The sequence below is a fragment of the Herbaspirillum lusitanum P6-12 genome, from assembly GCF_000256565.1.
GTDB classification, from domain to species: Bacteria; Pseudomonadota; Gammaproteobacteria; order Burkholderiales; family Burkholderiaceae_D; genus Herbaspirillum; species Herbaspirillum lusitanum.
In genome coordinates this window covers 1-21,050 of sequence record NZ_AJHH01000580.1, presented here as the reverse complement: position 1 = coordinate 21,050, position 21,050 = coordinate 1, and the positions used below count along the sequence as shown (strand labels likewise).

The 21,050-nt window shown below is 62.0% G+C and carries 17 protein-coding genes; 15 read left to right on the top strand and 2 right to left on the bottom strand.

The window, feature by feature from the left end; translation table 11 throughout:
* The first annotated feature begins 61 nt into the window (after nucleotides 1–61).
* The 8 genes from HLUSI_RS0119285 (at nucleotide 62) to HLUSI_RS0119250 (ending at nucleotide 9,478) form a co-directional block, all read left to right on the top strand.
* Nucleotides 62–1,042 (top strand): MurR/RpiR family transcriptional regulator, encoded by a 981-nt coding sequence (locus HLUSI_RS0119285; protein WP_029363775.1) that lies wholly within the window; start codon nucleotides 62–64, stop codon nucleotides 1,040–1,042.
* Nucleotides 1,039–2,022 (top strand): isoaspartyl peptidase/L-asparaginase family protein, encoded by a 984-nt coding sequence (locus HLUSI_RS0119280; RefSeq protein ID WP_016835507.1) that lies wholly within the window; start codon nucleotides 1,039–1,041, stop codon nucleotides 2,020–2,022. The genes HLUSI_RS0119285 and HLUSI_RS0119280 overlap by 4 nt, the downstream gene beginning before the upstream one ends.
* 23 nt (nucleotides 2,023–2,045) lie before the next feature.
* Nucleotides 2,046–3,959 carry a dipeptide ABC transporter ATP-binding protein gene (locus tag HLUSI_RS0119275; RefSeq protein ID WP_016835506.1) on the top strand — a complete coding sequence of 638 codons (1,914 nt, stop codon included), beginning with the start codon at nucleotides 2,046–2,048 and terminating at the stop codon, nucleotides 3,957–3,959.
* 43 nt (nucleotides 3,960–4,002) lie between these two features.
* Nucleotides 4,003–5,571, top strand: a complete 1,569-nt coding sequence (gsiB, locus tag HLUSI_RS0119270) for a glutathione ABC transporter substrate-binding protein GsiB (RefSeq protein ID WP_029363773.1) — start codon at nucleotides 4,003–4,005, stop codon at nucleotides 5,569–5,571.
* A gap of 170 nt (nucleotides 5,572–5,741) precedes the next feature.
* On the top strand, nucleotides 5,742–6,662 hold the full coding sequence (gene gsiC, locus HLUSI_RS0119265) for a glutathione ABC transporter permease GsiC (RefSeq protein WP_016835504.1): 921 nt from the start codon (nucleotides 5,742–5,744) through the stop codon (nucleotides 6,660–6,662).
* Nucleotides 6,663–6,670: 8 nt separating this feature from the next.
* Nucleotides 6,671–7,576 carry a glutathione ABC transporter permease GsiD gene (gsiD, locus tag HLUSI_RS0119260; RefSeq protein ID WP_016835503.1) on the top strand — a complete coding sequence of 302 codons (906 nt, stop codon included), beginning with the start codon at nucleotides 6,671–6,673 and terminating at the stop codon, nucleotides 7,574–7,576.
* A gap of 25 nt (nucleotides 7,577–7,601) precedes the next feature.
* Entirely contained in the window at nucleotides 7,602–8,657 is a 1,056-nt protein-coding gene (locus tag HLUSI_RS0119255; RefSeq protein WP_040503685.1) for a DmpA family aminopeptidase, read from the top strand.
* A complete protein-coding gene (locus tag HLUSI_RS0119250) occupies nucleotides 8,654–9,478 on the top strand; it encodes a M55 family metallopeptidase (RefSeq protein WP_016835501.1) in 825 nt (274 codons plus the stop codon). The genes HLUSI_RS0119255 and HLUSI_RS0119250 overlap by 4 nt, the downstream gene beginning before the upstream one ends.
* Nucleotides 9,479–9,553: 75 nt before the next feature.
* Here HLUSI_RS0119250 and rhaI read toward each other — a convergent pair whose 3' ends face one another.
* The gene (rhaI, locus tag HLUSI_RS0119245; RefSeq protein ID WP_016835500.1) at nucleotides 9,554–10,849 is read right to left on the bottom strand and encodes an L-rhamnose catabolism isomerase; all 1,296 of its coding nucleotides are present in this window, start codon (nucleotides 10,847–10,849) and stop codon (nucleotides 9,554–9,556) included.
* A gap of 84 nt (nucleotides 10,850–10,933) precedes the next feature.
* Nucleotides 10,934–13,078 carry a bifunctional rhamnulose-1-phosphate aldolase/short-chain dehydrogenase gene (locus HLUSI_RS0119240; RefSeq protein WP_016835499.1) on the bottom strand — a complete coding sequence of 715 codons (2,145 nt, stop codon included), beginning with the start codon at nucleotides 13,076–13,078 and terminating at the stop codon, nucleotides 10,934–10,936.
* Between the two features lie 310 nt (nucleotides 13,079–13,388).
* On the opposite strand from HLUSI_RS0119240, the gene HLUSI_RS0119235 reads away from it, so the two are divergent.
* The 7 genes from HLUSI_RS0119235 (at nucleotide 13,389) to HLUSI_RS0119205 (ending at nucleotide 21,024) form a co-directional block, all read left to right on the top strand.
* Complete coding sequence (locus tag HLUSI_RS0119235; protein WP_029363771.1) at nucleotides 13,389–14,195, top strand: DeoR/GlpR family DNA-binding transcription regulator; 807 nt, start codon at nucleotides 13,389–13,391, stop codon at nucleotides 14,193–14,195.
* A 159-nt stretch (nucleotides 14,196–14,354) separates the two neighbouring features.
* Nucleotides 14,355–15,392, top strand: a complete 1,038-nt coding sequence (rhaS, locus tag HLUSI_RS0119230) for a rhamnose ABC transporter substrate-binding protein (protein WP_016835497.1) — start codon at nucleotides 14,355–14,357, stop codon at nucleotides 15,390–15,392.
* 134 nt (nucleotides 15,393–15,526) lie between these two features.
* Nucleotides 15,527–17,164 carry a sugar ABC transporter ATP-binding protein gene (locus HLUSI_RS0119225; RefSeq protein WP_238534041.1) on the top strand — a complete coding sequence of 546 codons (1,638 nt, stop codon included), beginning with the start codon at nucleotides 15,527–15,529 and terminating at the stop codon, nucleotides 17,162–17,164.
* Nucleotides 17,155–18,246, top strand: a complete 1,092-nt coding sequence (locus tag HLUSI_RS0119220) for an ABC transporter permease (RefSeq protein ID WP_016835495.1) — start codon at nucleotides 17,155–17,157, stop codon at nucleotides 18,244–18,246. The genes HLUSI_RS0119225 and HLUSI_RS0119220 overlap by 10 nt, the downstream gene beginning before the upstream one ends.
* Entirely contained in the window at nucleotides 18,243–19,256 is a 1,014-nt protein-coding gene (locus tag HLUSI_RS0119215) for an ABC transporter permease (protein WP_016835494.1), read from the top strand. Before HLUSI_RS0119220 ends, HLUSI_RS0119215 begins: the two co-directional genes overlap by 4 nt.
* Before the next feature lies 1 nt (nucleotide 19,257).
* Complete coding sequence (locus HLUSI_RS0119210; protein WP_016835493.1) at nucleotides 19,258–19,572, top strand: L-rhamnose mutarotase; 315 nt, start codon at nucleotides 19,258–19,260, stop codon at nucleotides 19,570–19,572.
* Nucleotides 19,573–19,614: 42 nt separating this feature from the next.
* Nucleotides 19,615–21,024, top strand: coding sequence for an FGGY-family carbohydrate kinase (locus tag HLUSI_RS0119205; protein ID WP_016835492.1), 1,410 nt, complete (start codon nucleotides 19,615–19,617; stop codon nucleotides 21,022–21,024).
* The last annotated feature ends 26 nt before the right edge of the window (nucleotides 21,025–21,050 follow it).

Sequence of the window (21,050 nt, the reverse complement as noted above, 5' to 3'; positions counted from 1 at the left end):
TCGTGCCAGCGACATTTTTCAGCGTTTCCACAATTCCGATCACGGCCCCGACCAACGTCACATGTACAACTCAAAGATCACATCCTTGCAAGGCGGCGGCGCCGTGGCGCGCGTCCTGGGCAAGTTGTATCCGAATCTGTCGAAGGCGCATCGCAAGACCGCCGATTACGTGCTGGCCAACACCTTTCGCGCCGCCACCATGACCATCGACGAGTTGTCGGAGGCGGCCGGGATTTCGCTGGCGACCGCCAATCGTTTTGCGCATGCGCTGGGTTTCGACGGCTATGCGCCGTTTCGCAATGCGCTGGTGGCCGACTTCGCCTCGTCGCTGGCGCCGGTGGAAAAGATGCGCCACGAAGTACAGAAGAGCGCGACCAGCGTCGAGATCATGTCCGCCGCGCTCAGCAACGACATCCGTAATATTGAAGCCACGCTCCAAAGCCTGGTGCCCGGGCATTGCGACCAGGCCGTCGAGATGATCCTGAAAGCCGAGCGCATCTTCGTGGTCGGTTTCGGCGCCAGTGCTTTCCTGGCCGGCATCATGGTGCATGCGCTGGAACCGTTCTGCCGCACCGTGTTGTCGGGTGTGCATCCGGGTGGACCGTCGCAGACCGGCCGTCAGTTCTTCAAGCTGGACGAGCGCGACGTCGTCATCGCCATGGCTTATCCACGCTACGCCACCGACACGGTGCGCCTGGCGCGCCGCGCGGTCGAGAAGGGCGCCAAGCTGATCGCCTTCACCGACCTGCCGCATTCGCCGCTGGTGCCGTTGGCGGACGTGACCATTTATTCGCAGACCGAACGGCAGCTGTCGCCGACCTCGGACGCCGCCGCGCTGGTGCTGATCCAGGCGCTGTGCGATGCAGTCGCCCATCGCGCCAAGCGCTCGGTGCAGGCCGCCTCGCAGATGGCCGAATTCGTGCTGCCCTGGTTGTACCTGCCGCAGCAGCAACAACGCCCGGTCGTGAGCAAGGCCGCAGGGCGCGCCAAGACCGCCAAGACCGCCAAGGACGTTTCAACCCGACGAAAGACCAAAGCATGACCATTCCCGTAATCGCCATCCATGGCGGCGCCGGCACCATCACCCGCGCCTCGCTCACCGCCGAGGACGAAGCCCGCTACCACCAGGCCCTGGCCGACATCGTGGCCGCCGGCCAGGCCGTGCTCAATGCCGGCGGCTCGGCGCTGGAAGCCGTGACCGAAGCGGTGCGCCTGCTGGAAGACTGTCCGCTCTTCAATGCCGGCCATGGTGCGGTCTATACCAGCGAAGGCAAGCACGAGCTGGATGCCTGTGTCATGAATGGCACCGACCTGGCCTCGGGCGCGGTGGCCTGCGTGACCAATCTGCGTAATCCCGTCCTGGCGGCGCGCACGGTGATGGAGCACAGCGAGCACGTGCTCCTGGTCGGTCCCGCTGCCGAATCCTTTGCTGCCCGGCATGGCGCGGTCACGGTCGAGCCGGGCTATTTCCATACCGATGCCCGTCATGAGCAATGGCTGCGCGTGCGCGGGCAGAGCGGCATGATGCTGGACCACGATGCGGCGGCGTTCACCTTCAAGGAATCCGCGCACGGGACGGCTCCCGTTGACCCTATCGATCCGGACAACAAATTCGGCACCGTCGGCGCGGTCGCGCTCGACATGCACGGCAACGTCGCTGCGGCGACCTCGACCGGCGGCATCACCAACAAACAGGCCGGGCGCGTCGGCGACACGCCGCTGATCGGCGCGGGCTGCTATGCGGCCAACGCGACTGCGGCGATTTCCGCGACCGGCACCGGCGAAGTATTCATTCGCACCGTCGCCGCCTATGACGTGGCGGCGCGCATGGCCTATGCCGGCGCGACCTTGCAGGAAGCCATGGAGCAGGTGGTCATGCAGGTGCTGCCGGCCTACGAAGGACGCGGCGGCCTGATCGCCGTCGATGCGCAAGGCAACCTGGAACTGTCGTTCAACACCGAAGGCATGTATCGCGGTTATGCCCGTGGCGGCGACACGCCGGTCACGGCAATTTATAAATAAGCAGTAGCGAAGGACGCAAGAAAATGGCCATGCACGATCAACAATCGCCGACCCCGGACATCAGCAAAAGCGCACAGCGCGTGCTGACCGTCGACAATCTCGGTGTCACCTTCACCGGTTCGGAGCGCACGGTGGAAGCGGTGCGCGGTCTGTCCTTCCATGTCGACAAGGGCGAGACGCTGGCGATTGTCGGCGAGTCGGGTTCCGGCAAGTCGGTGTCGTCGCTGGCCATCATGCGCCTGATCGAACATGGCGGCGGCCGCATCGTCTCCGGCGGCATGCAATTCCAGCGCCGCAACAATGGCGGCAACAGCACGCTGGACCTGGTCAAGGCGCCGCAATCGACCATGCGCAGCATCCGCGGCGCCGAGATTGCGATGATCTTCCAGGAGCCGATGACCTCGCTCAATCCGGTCTTCACGGTGGGCGAACAGATCGCCGAATCGATCCGCCTGCATCAGCGCAAGAGCCGTTCCGAAGCAAGCGCGGAAGCATTGCGCATGCTGGAGATGGTGCGCATCCCGGAAGCGAAGCGCGTGCTTGGTCGTCATCCGCACCAACTCTCCGGCGGCATGCGCCAGCGCGTGATGATCGCAATGGCCTTGTCGTGCAAGCCCTCGCTGCTGATCGCCGATGAGCCGACCACGGCGCTGGACGTGACGATCCAGGCGCAGATCCTGCAACTGATTCGTTCGCTGCAGGAAGAAATGCAGATGGCGGTGGTCTTCATCACCCACGACATGGGCGTGGTGGCGGAAATCGCCGACCGCGTCGTGGTCATGTGCCGCGGCGAAAAGGTCGAAGAGAATGACGTGCGCAGCATTTTCGCCGCGCCGGCGCATCCCTATACGCAAAGCTTGCTGGCCGCCGTGCCGCGCCTGGGCGCGATGACGGGCACCGACACGCCTTCGCGCTTCGGCATCGCACCCAGCGCCGAAGCCAAGCCGGACGCCATCGCCGAAGAACTGCAGGCAGCCTCCGAAATTGTCCGGCAGCGCCAGCCCATCCTCAAGGTCACCGACCTGACCACGCGCTTTGACGTCAAGAGCGGCATCTTCGGTCGCGTCAAGCAACGCGTGCATGCGGTCGAGCGCGTCAGCTTCGATCTGTATGCCGGCGAAACGCTGGCCATCGTCGGCGAATCCGGTTGCGGCAAATCGACCACCGGCCGGTCGCTGCTGCGCCTGGTCGAGATCAGCGGCGGCAAGGTCGAGTTCGGCGGCCGCAACCTGGCGGAACTGCCGCGCTCGGAATTGCGCGAGCTGCGCCGCGACATCCAGTTCATTTTCCAGGACCCGTTCGCCTCGCTCGATCCACGCCTGACGGTCGGCTATTCCATCATGGAACCGATGCTGGTTCATGGGTTGACGGCGGGCATGAAAGAGGGCGCGCAGGAACGCGTCGATGCGCTGCTCACGCGCGTCGGCCTGCTGCCGGAACATGCGCAACGCTATCCGCACGAATTTTCCGGCGGCCAGCGCCAGCGCATCTGCATCGCGCGCGCCCTGGCGCTGAATCCGAAGATCGTCATCGCCGATGAATCGGTATCGGCGCTGGACGTCTCGATCCAGGCGCAGATCGTCAACCTGATGCTGGACCTGCAGGCTGAACTGGGCATTTCCTTCATCTTCATCTCGCACGACATGGCGGTGGTGGAGCGCATCAGCCATCGCGTCGCCGTGATGTACCTGGGCCAGATCGTCGAGATCGGTCCGCGTCGCGCCATCTTTGAAAACCCTCAGCATCCTTACACGCGCAAGCTCATGGCTGCCGTGCCGGTAGCCGATCCCGAGCTGCGCCACCTGAAGAAAGGTTTGCAGAATGATGAAATCCCGAGCCCCATTCGCGCCATCGGAGACGATCCGCTGGTCGAACCTTTGAAGCAAGTCGGCCCCGGCCACTTTGTTGCCGCACATCGCATTTCCGCTGCTTTTTAATTTGTTGTCACCTTCATTAACCAAGACATTCAGGAGCCACAGCATGACTACTCAATTTTCCCGTCGCGGCGCCACTGCTATCCGATGGCTGGCTCTTGGCGCCATCGGCACCACGTTGCAATTCGCCGCCGTGCACGCCTGGGCCGCCAAGAGCGTCACGCTCGCGGTCGCCTCGACCTTCACCACGATGGATCCGTACGATGCCAACGATACGCTGTCGCTGGCCGTGACCAAGTCCTTCTACCAAGGCCTGTTCGCTTTCGACAAGGACCTCAAGCTGGTCAACGTGCTGGCCGAAGGCTACCTGGTCAGCAAGGACGGCCTGGAATACACCATCCGCCTGCGCCAGGGCGTGAAGTTCCATGACGGCACGACCTTCAAGGCGGACGCCGTCAAGGCCGTGATGGACCGCGTCACCAATCCGGACAACAAGCTCAAGCGTTATGTGCTGTTCAATCGCGTCGCCCGTACCGAAGTGCTGAACGACTACACCGTCAAGATCGTGCTGAAGGAACCGTTCTCGGCCTTCATCAACGTGCTGGCGCATCCGTCGGCGGTGATGATCTCGCCTGCGGCGCTGAAGCAGTACGGCAACAAGGACATCGCCTTCCATCCGGTCGGCACCGGCCCGTTCAAGTTCGTCGAATGGAAGCAGACCGACTACATGAAGGCCGAGAAATTCTCCGGCTACTGGAAGGCCGGTTATCCGAAGGTCGACGAAGTGATCTGGAAGCCGGTGGTCGACAACAACTCGCGCTCGGCGATGATGCAGACCGGCGAGGCGAACTTCACCTTCCCGCTGCCGTATGAGCAGGCCGAGCTGTTGAAGGGCAAGGGCGCACTGGACATCGTGACCGGTCCTTCCATCATCCAGCGCTACATGTCGATGAACGTCAAGCAAAAGCCGTTCGACAACGTCAAGGTGCGCCAGGCCATCAACTACGCAATCAACAAGGATGCATTGGTCAAGGTCGCCTTCAGCGGCTATGCCGCGCCGATGGACGGCGTGCTGCCGCAGGGCGTGGACTACGCGGTCAAGACCGGCCCATGGCCGTATGACGTGAAAAAGGCCAAGGCCTTGCTGGCGGAAGCCGGTTATCCGAACGGTTTTGAAACCGAACTGTGGTCGGCCTACACCCACACCACCGCGCTGAAGATCATCCAGTTCCTGCAACAGCAACTGGCGCAGGTAGGGATCAAGGTCAAGGTGCAGGCGCTGGAAGCCGGTCAACGCGTAGAGAAGGTCGAGACTGCTCAGAATCCGGACACTGCGCCGGTGCGTCTGTACTACAGCGGCTGGTCGTCGTCGACCGGTGAGGCGGATTGGGGCCTGCGTCCGCTGCTGGCTTCCGAAGCCTTCCCGCCGAAGCTCTACAACACCGCTTACTACAAGAGCGACAAGGTCGACAGCGACATCGCCCAGGCATTGACCGTGACCGATCGTACGCAAAAAGCGGCGCTGTACAAGGATGCTCAAACCGAAATCTGGAAGGATGCGCCATGGGCCTTCCTGGTGACGGAAAAAGTCCTGTACGCACGCAGCAAGAACCTCAAGGGCGTGTACGTGATGCCGGATGCGTCGTTCAACTTCGATGAAATCGAACTGAAGTAAACACAGGTAAGCACTGCCGCAGCAAGGGCGCCGTCGTTCCGGTCAGTCAGGACGACGGCGCTTGCATCACCGCTTCATGCAGCACCGCATTTCAGAATTCCCGGCAGTCGCCCGTGCAATCGATGCGCGCGGCTGTTCCCCAAAGTAGTTGAATCGTTGCAGGACGCGCCATGTTTTCTTATGTTTTAAAACGTCTTCTGGGCCTGATCCCGACCCTGTTGCTGGTCGCGGTGATGGTGTTCCTGTTCGTCCACTTGCTGCCCGGCGATCCGGCGCGGCTGGCGGCGGGGCCGGAGGCCGACGAGCAGACCGTGGCGCTGATCCGTGCCGATCTGGGTCTCGATCAACCCATCCACACGCAGTTCGTGCGCTTCTTCGTGAACGCCGCCCATGGCGACTTCGGCACTTCGCTGCGCAGCAAGTTGCCGGTCAGCCAGGAAATCATGGAGCGCTTCTGGCCGACCTTGTGGCTGACCGTCACCAGCATGGTCTGGGCAGTCATCTTCGGTTTGTTCATCGGCGTCTTTTCGGCGGTATGGCGCAACGAATGGCCCGACCGCGCCGGCATGACGCTGGCAGTGTCCGGCATCTCGTTCCCGCCGTTTGCGCTGGGCATGGTGCTGATGGAAGTGTTCTCGGTGCAACTTGGCTGGCTGCCGACGGTCGGCCGGGACAGCTGGCGCCATTACGTGTTGCCGTCGCTGACGCTGGGCGCCGGCGTGGCGGCGATCATGGCGCGCTTCACACGCTCCTCGTTCATCGAAATCATGAAGGAAGATTTCGTCCGCACCGCGCGCGCCAAGGGTCTCAACGAACGCATCGTGATCGCCAAGCACTGCCTGCGCAACGCGCTGATCCCGGTGGTGACGATGATGGGCCTGCAGTTCGGCTTCCTGCTGGGCGGCTCCATCGTGGTCGAAAAAGTCTTCAACTGGCCCGGCATGGGACGTTTGCTGATCGACGCCGTCGAGATGCGCGACTATCCGATCATCCAGGCCGAGATCCTCTTGTTCTCGCTGGAATTCATCTTCATCAATCTGGTTGTCGACGTGCTGTACGCCGTCATCAATCCGAGCATCCGTTACAAGTGAGGCAGCGCATGTCGACTTCCATTACTCCTGCCGCAAATACCGTGACTGCAACCGCGTCCAAACCGATCCGCACGCCCTGGAGCGAGTTCTGGCGCAAGTTCAGGAAGCAACCGCTAGCCTTGGCAGCCGGCGCGTTTGTCTTGTTCCTGGTGGTGATCGCGATCGTCTCGCCGTACATCTCGCCGTACGACGCCGAGAATTATTTCGACTACGACGCGCTCAATGCCGGGCCTTCACTGGCGCACTGGTTCGGCGTCGATTCGCTGGGGCATGACATTTTCAGCCGCATCCTGGTCGGCACGCAGTTGTCGCTGGCGGTGGGTTTCTCTTCGGTGGCGGTGGGCGCCATCGTCGGCACTTTCCTGGGACTGGTGGCCGGTTACTACGAAGGCTGGGCCGACCGCGTCATCATGCGCATCTGCGACGTGCTGTTCGCGTTTCCCGGCATTTTGCTGGCGATCGCCATCGTCGCCATCCTCGGCAACGGCATGACCAACGTGATCATCGCGGTGGCGATCTTCAGCATCCCGGCATTTGCCCGGCTGGTGCGCGGCAATACGCTGTCGCTCAAGCAGCTGACCTACATCGAAGCAGTGCGCAGCATCGGCGCCAACGACATGACGATCATTTTGCGCCACATTTTCCCCGGCACGATTTCATCGGTGGTGGTGTATTTCACGATGCGTATCGGCACCTCGATCATCACCGCCGCCAGCTTGTCCTTCCTCGGCCTGGGCGCGCAGCCGCCGACGCCGGAGTGGGGTGCGATGCTCAATGAAGCGCGCGCCGACATGATGACGGCGCCGCACATCGCGATCTTCCCCAGCCTGGCGATCTTCCTGACGGTGCTGGCGTTCAACCTGCTCGGCGACGGCCTGCGCGATGCGCTCGATCCGAAGCTGGATCAAAAATAACGGCGCATTTTTCGCCGGCAATTCCATGAGCAAGAAACGTCCTCCACACATCGGCCGCCTGCCTGCCGGCGCCGCCGACAGCATCGCCGACGTACCCGGCGTGACGGTCGGCCATTGCACGCTGAACTACGGTGCGACCCAGACCGGCGTCACGGTGGTGCGTCCGCATGGCGGGGATCTGTTCCGCCAGAAAGTCCCGGCAGCGGCGGTGACCTTCAACGGTTTCGGCAAAAGCGTCGGCCTGATGCAGGTTGAAGAACTGGGCGTGCTGGAAACGCCGATCGCCCTGACCAACACCTTTGCCGTCGGCGCCGTCGCCACCGCCCAGACGCGCGCCGCCGTGCGCGACAATCCCGGCATCGGCCGCAACCTCCCCAGCGTCAATCCGCTGGTGTTCGAGTGCAATGACGGTTACCTCAACGACATGCAGGCGTTCGCGGTGGAAGAACAGCATTACCGGCAAGCGCTCGACAATGCATCCGGGACGGTGGTGCAAGGCGCAGTCGGCGCCGGTCGCGGCATGTCGTGTTTCGATCTGAAGGGCGGCATCGGCAGCGCTTCGCGCAAGATCGCCATCGGCAGCGCCGGATACACGGTCGGCGCGCTGGTGCTGGCCAACTTCGGCAAGCTACCCGATCTGGTAGTGGATGGCGAGCCGCTGGGCAAGACGCTCAAATACCTGCAGAAGCGGCTCGACGAACCAGAGAAGGGCTCCATCATCATGCTGATCGCCACCGATGCGCCGCTCGACGCGCGCCAGTTACGCCGCCTGGCGGGACGCGCCGGCGTCGGCCTGGCGCGCACCGGTTCGGTCTACGGCCACGGCAGCGGCGACATCGCGCTGGCGTTTTCCACGGCGCAGACGGTGCCGCACCTGGCTGACGCGGCCTCGCCCGCGCTGCATTTTTCCTGCTTGCACGACAACCTGCTCGACCCACTGTTCTACGCGGTAGCCGACAGCACCGAGCAAGCCATCCTCAACGCCTTGTTCGCCGCCGAAGCGGTCAAGGGCAGGGATGGTCACCAGCGCCGCTCGCTGAGCGATTTGCTGGAGACCCTCGCCACCATGGAGCCCGTATGAACATCCTGATTTCCGTCGACATCGAAGGCATTGCCGGGGTATTCCATCCCGAGCAGACGCGTCCCGGCAACGGCGAATACGAACGCGCCCGGCGCTGGATGACCGAGGAGGCCAACGCCGTCATCCGGGGCGCGCTGGCCGCGGGCGCCACGGCCATCAAGGTCAATGATTCGCACGGCAGTTTCCGCAACCTGTTGCCGGACCTGCTGCATCCCGCCGCACGCACCGTACTGGGCAAGCCGCGCGTGCTGGGCATGATGGGCGGCGTGGCGGGCGATATCGATGCCGTCATGATGGTCGGCTACCACTCGCGCTCGCAGACCGGCGGCATCCTGGCGCACACCATCAACAGCTTTGCGTTTTCACGCGTGTGGCTCAATGGCGCCGAATTGGGTGAGGCAGGGATTTACGGCGCGCTGGCCGGCGAATACGGCGTGCCTGTGATTTTCGGTAGCGGCGACGATGCTTTCGTCGAGGAGACGCAGCCCTTGTTCCCGCAGGCGCGCTTTGCCGAAATCAAGAAAGCGCATGGCGCCAACAGCGGCGATTCGCTGTCGCCGCAACAGGCTTGCGCCTTGCTGGAAAAGACCGCGCAAGAAGCCGTACAGGCCGCACGCGCCACCCAGATGCCGAAGTACCGCATCGAAGTCCCGGTCACCTGCCGCCTCCAGGTGCAGACCCCGGCGCTGACCGATCTGTTCTGCCAGTTGCCGATTGTCGAGCGGGTGGATGCGGTGACGCTGAAGTTCGACGCGCCGTCGGTGGAGTTCGTGGTGCGCGTGCTGAACAGTTTGTCGGCGATGTCGTTCATGCTCAGATGATGCAGGACTTTTTCGGGCGAAGAAAAAACACCATTGCAGATGAAAAACGCCGGCCAGGGAGCCGGCGTTTTTGCGTCAGACGATGCCGCTGCCGCTGGCCCCGCTCACGGGCGGGCGTTCTTCGCGCTTGTGGTCGCGATAGCCGCTGGAGCGGTAGCATGCCACAGGGTCGATGGCGCCGCCTGCGCGCATCCGCGCCATCGCCAGAATCGGACCCACGTCGGTGCGGAACGCCTGCTTGAGCGTTTGCGCCGCCATCAGGGCGTCGTTGTTCTTCTGATGATGATCCAGGGCGTCAGCATCAATCAATGCCGCCTGAATGTAAGCACGCTGCACTTCCACTGCGCTGCTCATCAGGCTTTCGACCGGATCGGTCACGTTGTGCGATTGATCCAGCATGTACGCCGGCTTGAAATTCTCACCCTCGCGCACGGCGCCGTCACGTAACTCGTTGAAGATCAGGAACAGTTGGAAGGGATTGATGCTGCCCGAGTCCAGATCGTCGTCGCCGTATTTGCTGTCATTGAAATGGAAGCCGCCCAGCTTGCCGAACTGGGTCAGACGCGCCACGATCATTTCGATATTGGTGTTGGGCGCGTGGTGGCCGAGGTCGACCAGGCATTTTGCTTGCGGCCCGAGTTCGGTGGCGCAGGCGAAGCTGGTGCCCCAGTCGGCGATGGTGGTGGCGTAGAAGGCCGGTTCGAACAGCTTGTGTTCGATGTACATCAGCCAGTCCGACGGCAGCGCGGCATAGACGGAACGCATGCTTTCCAGATAGCGTTCCAGTGCGCCGCGCAAATTGTGTTGGCCGGGGAAATTGGCGCCGTCGCCGAGCCAGACGGTCAAGCCCTTCGATCCCAGCGTATTGCCCAGTTCGATGCAATCGATATTGTGCGCCACCGCTTGCGCGCGCACTGCCGGGTCTTGCGCGGTCAGGCTGCCGTACTTGTAGCTGTGGGGCTGTCCGGGCGCGTTCTGGAAGGTGTTGGAATTGACGCTGTCGAAATGCAGGCCGCGTTGATGGGCGATTTCTTTCAATGCCCGCGGGTCGGTGGTGCGATCCCATGGGAAGTGCAGCGACACGCCCGGCGTGGCGCGAGTCAGTTGATTGATGGTGGCGCAATCATCGATTTTCTCAAACACGTTGCGCGGTTCGCCTACGCCGGGAAAGCGTGCAAAGCGTGTGCCGCCGGTACCCACGCCCCAGCTCGGCAAAGCGACGGCAAACGCGGCGGCCTGGGCGGTGAGCGCTTCGATGTCGCCGCCGCGCCGTTGCAGCATGCCGCCAAGGGCGTCGTAGTCGGCTTGCAGTTGGGCGAGCGCGCGTGCGTTTTGTTGGCCGACGAAATCGTCGGAAATGAGGTAAGTCATGATGTCTCCGTATAGGTAGCGCTCTTCGGTCGCGCTTGATGGTTGTCTTAGTATCGGCGCATTGCGTTTTTGGCGGTAGCGAAATCAACGCGTGAAGGCTGCCGCGTTCCCCGCGTCGACGTTAAGAATATTGCCAGTGCTCTTGGCCGATTTCTCGCTGGCGAAAAAGTACACCGCTTCGGCGATATCTTCCGGCAGGACGCTGCGTTTGAGCAGGCTGCGCTGCCGATAGAATTCCTCGATGTTGTCGGAATCGATCTTGTTGGAGGCGGCGCGTTCTTCTTTCCACTTGCCGTCCCAGATGCGCGAACCGCGAATCACGGCATCGGGGTTGACGACGTTCACACGGATGCCGTGCGGCGCGCCCTCGAGCGCGATGCAGCGCGCCAGGTGGATTTCTGCCGCCTTGGCGGTGCAATAGGCCGAGGCTCCGGCGGATGCCACCAGGCCATTCTTGCTGGCGACGAAGACGATACTGCCGCCCATGGCTTGCGCCGTCATGCTGCGGAAGGCGCTGCGGCTGACCAGGAAATAGCCGGTCGCCAGCACCGACATGTTGCGTTGCCAGACTTCCAGGCTGGTGTCTTCCAGCGGCGAGGCCGAGGCGATGCCGGCATTCGACACCAGCAGATCGATGCCGCCGAAACGCAGGGCGACGTTGCTGATGACGTTTTCCACATCCTGTTCGTTGGTGATGTCGGCGCGCACTACGCCGATGGCGTCGGGGCCGGCCTGCTTGAGCAGACTCTGATAAGCGCTGTCGATGGAGGACTGATCGATGTCGGTCAGCATGACGCAGGCGCCTTCAGCCAGCAACTGGCGCGCCACGGCCTGGCCGATGCCGCCGCCGCCGCCGGTCACCAACGCGATGCGGCCGGCCAGGCTTTTCGGCTTGGGCATGCGCTGCAGCTTGGCTTCTTCGAGCAGCCAGTATTCGATGTCGAAGGCCTCCTGTTCCGGCAGGCCGACATAGGTGTCGACGCTGTTGGCGCCGCGCATGACGTTGATGGCGTTTAGATAGAACTCGCCGGCGATGCGGGCGGTCGCCTTGTCTTTGGCGAAGGACAGCATGCCCACGCCGGGGATCAGGTAGATGATGGGATTGGCGTCACGCATGGCCGGGCTGTTGGCGCGACGGCAGCGCTGATAGTAGGCGCTGTAGTCGTGGCGATAGTCTTCCAGCGCCTTGTCGAGGCTGTCGACCAGGCGATCGAAATCAGGCGCTTCCGGAGAAAAGTCCAGCACCAGCGGGCGGATCTTGGTGCGCAGGAAGTGATCGGGACAGGACGTGCCGAGCGCGGCCAGCGGTGCAAGGTCGCGGCTGCAGACGAATTCCAGCACGCCGGGGCTGTCGTCGAAGTGGCCAAGCTTGAATTCCTGTTGGCTGATCTTGCCGCGCAGCAAGGGCATGATGCGGGCCGCCAGCGCGGCGCGTTCGGCCTTCGGCAGCGCCTGGTAGCGCGCACCGCCGAAGGCCGGGGTGCGGCTGTTGGCGGCCAGCCAGGCATCGGCGCGGCGGATCACGTTGAGGGTGTTCTCGTAGCATTCGCGGGCGCTGTCGCCCCAGGTGAACAAGCCATGGCCTTCGAGCACGATGCCCTTGAGCGCAGGTTGTTCGCGTGACATCTTTTCCAGCTTCAGGCCGAGGTCGTAGCCCGGACGCTGCCACGGCAGCCAGCCCAGCTCACCGTTGAACACGCCGGCCGTCAGGGACTTGCTGTTTTTGCAAGCAGCGATGGCGATGACGGCGTCGGGATGCATGTGATCGACATGGCGACGCGGAATGTAGGCATGCAGCGGCGTATCGATGCTGGCTGCGCGCGGATTCAGGTTGAAGGTGCAATGCGGCAGGTAGCCGACCATTTCGTCTTCGTGTTCCAGTCCGCGATAACGGGCGCGTAGCGCTTCCAGCTTGTCCATGTACAGCGTCGAGAAACCGTCCAGTTTGATGCTGCCGAGGTCGCCGCCGGAGCCCTTGACCCACAACACCTCTACTTGCTCGCCCGAGAGCGGATCCTGCATGACGATCTTTGCCGAGGTGTTGCCGCCACCGAAGTTGGTGATCGCCTTGTCGGCGCCGAGCAGGTTGGAGCGATAGAGCAGCAACTGCGCTTCGTCGAGTGTGGCGGCGTGGGCGTCGTCCCAGGCGGAAGCGATGCGTGGTTTGCTGGTTTGCGCAAACGACGCATCAGTATTGTTGGCGGCTTCGGGAAGAACGGCGGTAGTCATGTGGTCTCCGGTTTTGATTGTGGGTATGACGTGGACAGGCACAGAGGTTGGCGCGCGGTTGGCGCATTAAAGGCCTGTGCAGCATGTTTTCAAGTAGAAAACACCTGTCGATCAGAGTCAATCGATCTCCAATCAACTTTATGATTGTTTGTGAAGTAATCATGAAGTTGATTGATTGCCGATTGACTTGTTTTTCTCCCATGGCTTAGTCTTGCCACATAACGAAAACGCTGAAGACGATGCTGCGGCAATGACCGCAACAAAGATGCGCACAATGACGCAGCTTCAGCGCGACATCATGGAGACAAGCATGATCAACCACAAACGCCGCAAGCGTATGTTGAGTCTGTTGACTGAACATGCCAACGCCAGCGTCGAGCAATTGTGCCAATGGCTCAATGCCTCGGCGGCGACGGTGCGGCGCGATATTTCCTGGCTGGCCGAGCGCAACATGCTCAATCGTATCCGTGGCGGCGCCGAGCGGCTGGCGCCCAAGCGCAATGCATTTTCCTTGTCGGGAGAAACCTTCCAGAACAGTCTCGAGCGTTTTCCCGCCGAGAAGCGCGCCATTGCGCGCCACGCCGCCGGCATGTGCGAAGACGGCGAGACCGTCATCATCAACGGCGGCACCACGACCTTCATGATGGCCGAATTCCTGGCGCACAAGCAGCTGAAGATACTGACCAACTCCTTCCTGATGGCGGAGCGTTTGCTGACCACCAGCGAGAACCAGATCATCGTGCCGGGCGGCCAGGTGTATCGCGAGCAGAACGTGATCCTCAGTCCTTTCGACAATGACATCACGCAGCACCACTATGCCGGCAAGATGTTCATGGGCGTCTATGGTTTGTCCATGCTGGGGCTGATGGAAGTCGATCCCTTGCTGATCCAGGCGGAGAAACGCCTGCTCGGCCAGGCGGAGCAGTTGATCGTGCTGGTCGACAGTTCCAAGTTCTCGCGCAAGGCCGGGCTCATCCTGTGCGGCCTGAACCGCGTCAGTTGCCTGATCACCGATACCGGCGTGAGCGACGCGGCGGTGCAGATGATGGAACAGGCCGGCGTCAAGGTCGCTGCGGTAGCGCCGGAGTCGGAGCTGGAGCCGGTGCTGGAAGACTGATGCATCCGCCACCATTGAAGAATGAAATCTGTCGGGAAATCAGCTGCAGAAAACTGGCAGCATCATCCGGCATTGCAAGTGCAGCAACGGCTGACCGCGCATCCCGCACGCAAGCCCCATAACAACAGCCATAAAGCAACAACAACCTGGAGACACCGCATGATCAAGCAAAAAGAAGGAGCGGCCGCTTCGCGCGCACGCTCGGCGGCATTGGCGCTGACGCTGGTACTGAGCGCCGCCATCGGCTTTTCCCTGCCTGCCGCCGCCGCAGACAAAGTACGCATCGCCATGGTCGTCAAGAGCCTCGGCAACGGCTTCTTCGATGCCGCGCATGAAGGCGCAAAGGAAGCCGCCAGACAATTGGGTGACGTCGACATCATTTACACCGGGCCGACCACGCCTACCGCCGAGGGGCAGATTGAAATCGTCAATTCGCTGATCAGCCAGAAGGTCGATGCCATCGTGATTTCCGCCAACGATGCCAACGCGCTGATACCAATCACCAAGAAGGCCATGCAACGCGGCATCAAGGTCTTGTCCTTCGACAGCGGCATTGCGAAGGGCGGTCGCCTGATGCAACTCAATCCTTCCAACGCCGAGCTGATCGGGGTCAAGCAGATCCAGATGGCATCGGATGCCATCGGCGGTGCGGGTGAAGTTGCCATTTTGTCGGCCACCGCTCAGGCGACCAACCAGAATATCTGGATCGCCGAAATGAAGAAGGCGCTCGCCAGGCCGGAGTTCTCCAAGATCAAACTGATCGCCACCGTCTATGGCGACGATCAGTCGGACAAGAGCTATCGCGAAGCGATCGGCCTGCTGCGCAGCAATCCGAATCTGAAGGCGATCATCGCGCCGACGACGGTGGGCATCAACGCGGCCGGCAAGGCCGTGGTCGATGAAAAACTGGTCGGCAAGGTCTATGTGACCGGCCTGGGCCTGCCGTCCGAAATGGCCGGCCACGTCAAGAGCGGCGCGGTGAAGAGCTTCGCCATCTGGAACCCTATCGATCTCGGCTATGCCGCGACGTATGCCGCGTATCAGTTCGTCAAGGGCAAGGCGCAGGGCAAGGACGGGGAAAGCATCAGCGTGGGCCGCATGGGTTCAATCAAGCTCGATGCATCAGGCGAAGCGGCGCTGGCGCCGCCATTCACCTACGACGCCGGTAATGTCGACAAATTCGCCAAGATTTTCTGATGCGGGTCGATGCCAACGGAAGGGGTATTTTCCCGTTGGCATCGCCTGATTTTGGAAATACCCCGGCTTCTTTCTCTTCTTCTTTTTGCGACTGAGCGACCATGTCTTCTTCCGTTCTGCCTATGCAAGGCACCATGTTTCACTCACCGCCGGTACAGGCAGAGGAGGTTGTACGCGTCGTTGCAGGGCAGTCGGCGGCGCCGGTGCTTGAGCTGTCCGGCATCGGCAAACGCTTTCAGGGAATCGTGGCGCTCAGGGACGTCGGCTTTGCTGTGCGTCCCGGCGAGGTGATGGCGCTGCTTGGCGAGAATGGCGCCGGCAAGTCGACGCTGGTCAAGATCCTGACCGGCATTCATCAGCCCGATGAAGGCACGATTGCACTCGACGGCAAGCCGGTATCGTTCGCCACCCCGCAAGCGGCGATGCAAGCCGGCATCACGGCCGTCCATCAGGAAACCGTGATGTTCGAAGAGCTCACCGTTGCCGAAAATATTTGCATCGGCCGGCAGCCGTTGTGCGGGATACCGCCGCGCATCGACTGGCGTCGCATCGAGGCTGAGGCGGAACAATTGTTTGCACGGCTGGAAGTTGATCTTCCGGTGCGTGCGCGCGTCAAGGATCTGAGCGTGGCGCAGCGGCATTTCGTCGAAATTGCACGCGCTTTGTCGCAGCGCGCGCAAGTCGTCATCATGGACGAACCGACGGCGGCCTTGTCGCAACGCGAGATCCGCGAGCTGTATCGCATCATCGGGCAGTTACGCGCTGCCGGTACGGCGGTGATCTTCATTTCTCACAAGTTCGACGAGATATTCGCCGTCGCCGATCGTTATACGGTGCTGCGCGACGGGCGCTTCATCGCCGCCGGCGCGCTGGCCGACATCACCGAATCGCAACTGGTGGCGCTGATGGTCGGACGCGAAGTGGGCCAGGTTTTTCCAAGGCATCTGGAGCAATCGAACGATCGGCAGGCATCGATGCCGGAAGCAAACGACGCTATTCTCGAGGTGGAGAATTTTTGCCATCCGACGGAATTTCACGACGTCAGTTTTTCTCTGCGTCGTGGCGAGATCATCGGATTTTACGGTCTGGTCGGCGCCGGCCGCTCCGAGTTGATGCAGGCGTTGTTCGGCTTGTCGCCGGCAGCGCGCGGCAAGGTGCGCATCGACGGCCGCACGATCAGCATCCAATCCCCGGCGCAGGCCATCGCGCACGGGATTGCCTATGTGCCGGAAGACCGGCAGCATCAGGGTGTTTTATTGTCGTTGCCGATTTTCCAGAACATCACGCTGCCCATCCTGTCCGGCATCGGCTTCTTTTTGCGCCGTCATCGCCGCCGCGAGATCGCGATTGCGCGTCGCCTGAGCGAGCAACTCGAACTCAAGGCTGCGCATTTTCATCAGCATGTCGCGCAGCTATCGGGCGGCAACCAGCAAAAGGTAGTGCTGGCCAAATGGCTGGCGACGAATCCGCGCGTCATCATCCTGGACGAACCGACCAAGGGGATCGATATCGGTTCCAAGGCCGCCGTGCATCGTTTCATCAGCGATCTGGTGGAGCAGGGGCTGTCGGCAGCCTCAATGTCATCTGAATTGCCGGAAGTCATGGGCATGGCCGATCGCATCATCGTCATGCATCAGGGGACGGTACAGCGGGTCTTCGATCGTGACGAGGCTACCCCGGAGTTGCTGGTGGCAGCGGCGTCGGGTAGCGGACATCAGCATGAAGATCAAGATCTGGATCAGGATGAAACCGGAGCAGTCCCATGTCATTGAATCAGAATTCCGGGCCTGCTCCCGGTCCCGGCCTCGGCCATCCCCCGCTTTTTTCTCGCCTGTCGGGGCTGGCATCGCGTCCCCGCGAGCCGCTGCTGGCGGTGTTGATTGCGGCGTTGATCCTGCTGGTGGGGTTGCGCGCGCCGGCCTTCCTGACGATGCGCAGCATGGATAATCTGCTCACCGACAGCGCCTTGCCCGTCATGCTGGCGTTGACGCAAATGCTGGTGATCGTGACGCGTGGCATCGACTTGTCGGTGGCGTCCAACCTGGCGTTGTCGGGCATGATGTCGGCGCTGCTGGCGATGCATTTCCCGCAACTGCCGATCGGCCTCGTCATCGCCTGCGCCTTGTGTATCGGTCTGGCGTTGGGGCTGATCAACGGCTGGCTGATCGGCTATCTGTCCTTGCCGCCCATCGTCGTCACGCTCGGCAGCATGAGCGTCTATCGCGGCCTGGTGTTCGTGCTGTCGGGCGGCGCCTGGGTATCGTCGCGCAATATGCCGGCGGATTTCATTGCGTTTCCGCTGGGGCGACTGATGGGGTTGACGCATTTGGTCTGGCTGGCGGCGCTGGCGATTGTGGTGTTGTGGTTTGTCGCGCGCCATACGCGTTTCGGCCGTGATCTGTATGCCATCGGCAACGATCCGGTCGCTGCGGGTTACGTCGGTATCGCCTCGCCGCAGCGCTTGTTCTGGACCTATGGATTGTCGGGAGCCATGGCCGGATTGTGCGGCTACCTGTGGGTTGCCCGCTACGCCGTGGCGTATACGGAAATCGCTTACGGTTTTGAATTGACCGTCATCGCCGCCTGCGTCATCGGCGGCATCAGCATCGCCGGCGGCGTCGGCAACATCAGCGGCGCCGTGCTGGGCGCCTTGTTCCTCGCGGTCATCAACAATGCGTTGCCGATGGTGCAGATATCGCCGTTCTGGCAGAGCGCGCTGACCGGCCTGGTGATCTTGTCTGCGGTGATCATCAACGCGCGCGGCGAAAAGAAACGCAACAAGCAAATCCTGCCGCTGCATTTTCATACCGAATTGAGAGCAACGGCCGCACCCGTCACGAGGACTCCAGCATGAATATCATGGCCGATACCGCGCCGGTTAAAACCGCACGTTACGACATCGGCGAGCGCGGCAGCTTCCGCATCGCCGATCTGCTGCGGCAGTGGGAGTTCTTGCTGGGCTTGCTGCTGGTTGCGGTCTTTTGCATCAACTGTTTGTTGCTGCCGCATTTCTTGGATTTCTACAATCTGGCCGACAGTACCTTCAATTTCAGCGAAAAGGCCCTGATCGCCTTGCCCATGGCCTTGCTCATCATCTGCCGGGAAATCGATATCTCGGTGTCGGCGGTGATCGCCCTGTCCTCGGTCGCCATGGGCGTCGCCAATCACTATGGCGTGCCGGCGGTCGGCTTGTTTGTCGTCGGCATCGGCACCGGCACGTTGTGCGGCCTGCTCAACGGCTTGCTGGTCACGCGCTTCGCCTTGCCATCCATCGTCGTGACGATCGGGTCGATGTCCCTGTTCCGCGGTCTTGCCAGCGTGGTGCTCGGCGACCAGGCGTTCACCAATTATCCCGAACTCCTCAGCGACTGGGGACAGGGGTACTTTTTTGACGTGCTGCCGCGGCCGTTCGCAGTGCTGATCGTGGCGGCGCTGGCGTTTGCCGCGCTCTTACATTGCACGGCATGGGGGCGGCGCATCTACGCCATCGGCAATAATCCCGTGGCGGCGCGCTTCTCCGGTATTGCGGTGGATCGTTACCGGCTGATGCTGTTTGTCCTGACCGGGGCGATGGCAGGATTGGCCGGCTGTCTGTTGACCGGACGCATCGGCAGCACCCGTCCCAACATCGCGCTCGGCTGGGAGCTCGAAATCATTACCGTGGTCATCCTCGGCGGCGTCAGCATCGCCGGCGGCGCCGGCACCATCGGCGGCGTCTTGCTGGCGGTGCTGACGCTCGGCATGGTGACTTATGGGCTGGCATTGGCGAATATCCCCGGCATCATCATGACGATCGTGGTCGGGGCATTGTTGCTGACCACGATCGCCGTGCCTCGGCTGCTGCGCGGAAAGGCCACCCGATAGCATGGAGCAGATCGCCTTCACCATGCAGTTACGGGCAGGCTGCGCGGAGGAATACCGGCGCCGCCACGACGCCTTGTGGCCGGAACTTGCCGGGTTGCTGCGCGACGCAGGCATCCGCGACTACAGCATTTTTCTCGATCCCGGCAGCGGCACTTTGTTTGCGGTGTTGCGTCGCGCATCGACGCATGGCATGGACGTACTGCCGGATCATCCGGTGATGCAGCGCTGGTGGGCTTACATGGCCGATCTGATGGAAACGGATTCCGGCAACCGGCCGTTGTCGCAGGGGCTGCTGCCGATGTTTCATCTGCCTTGACGCCGTCGGTCCTTACCTGAACCTTTTCTCCGGATATTCTTCATGATCGATGCGCTTGCAGTTTTCGATATCGGCAAGACCAACATCAAACTCAGTCTGGTGGATGCGCAGGGGCATGAACTGGCCGTGCGCCGCCGCGCCAATGAGGTGGTGCAGGGCGGGTTCTATCCTCATCACGACGTCGATGCCATCGAAGCGTGGCTCTTGTCCACGCTGAGCGAGCTTGCACAGCAGGCATATATCAGCGCCATCGTACCGGTGACGCATGGCGCGACTGCCGCCTTGGTGGACGAACACGGCTTGGTGTTGCCGATTGCGGACTACGAGCAGAGTTTCCGGACCAGTTCTCCATCCCCGGAATATGAAGCCCTGCGTCCGGCTTTCGATCATACGTTCTCGCCGTCGCTGGGACTGGGACTCAACCTTGGACGACAGTTGTACTGGCTGCAGCAGACTTATCCGGAAACGTTCGGACGGGCGCACCGGCTGCTGATGTATCCGCAGTACTGGGCCTGGCGCTTGTGCGGCGTAGCTGCTGCGGAAGTGACGTCGCTGGGCTGCCATACCGATCTGTGGCAACCGTCGGACGGGACCTATTCTTCCATTGTGGCTAGCTGCGGCTGGACGCAGTTGATGCCGTCGCTGCATCCGGCCTGGGCCGAGCTGGGTTGCCTGCATCCGCATCTGGTTCGGCAGACCGGTTTGCCGTCGGATTGTCGGATATTGTGCGGCATTCACGACAGCAATGCCTCGTTGCTGCGCTACCTGGACCGCAGCGATAACGGTCCGCGCGTGGTTTTGTCGACCGGGACCTGGTTGATTGCCGCTGCGTTGGATGGGGGATTGGACTGCTTGCGGGAACAAAGCGACATGCTGGCCAACGTCAATGCGCGAGGTGAAGCCGTTGCCTGCATGCGCTTCATGGGTGGACGCGAATTTGCCGAACTGGCGGGAAGCACTCCGCACGTATGCAATGAAGCCGACTTGCAGGCGCTGGTCGACAGCCAAAGCATGGCGCTGCCTTGCTTTTCCGGTTGCGGCGGCCCGTTCGCGGGGCGGCAAGGACATATCAGCGGATCTGTTCCGGAAACGGCCGCCGGACGTTATGCGCTGGCGACCTTGTATTGTGTCCTGATGACGGAGTATTGCCTGGAGCATTTGCAGGCCTCCGGTCCGGTGGTGGTGGAGGGAAGCTTTACGGCAAATCCCTATTTCGCGCCGCTGTTGGCGGCAACGTCAGGCGGAAGGGAAGTGTTCTGTTCGGAAGATGGCAGCGGCACTACCATGGGGGGCTGGATACTCCGTCATTGGCGGGAACATCCGCACGGAGCGGCGTTGCCCGCCCCAAAAGCGGTAGCTCCTTTGCGCTTACGCGGATGGGAGTCGTATCGGCAGGCGTGGCGGCATGCCGTGACGCCGCTCTTGCGCAATGAAGACATTCCTTTTTTTTGAGGCGCAGGTCCGGCTACGCCGGCGGC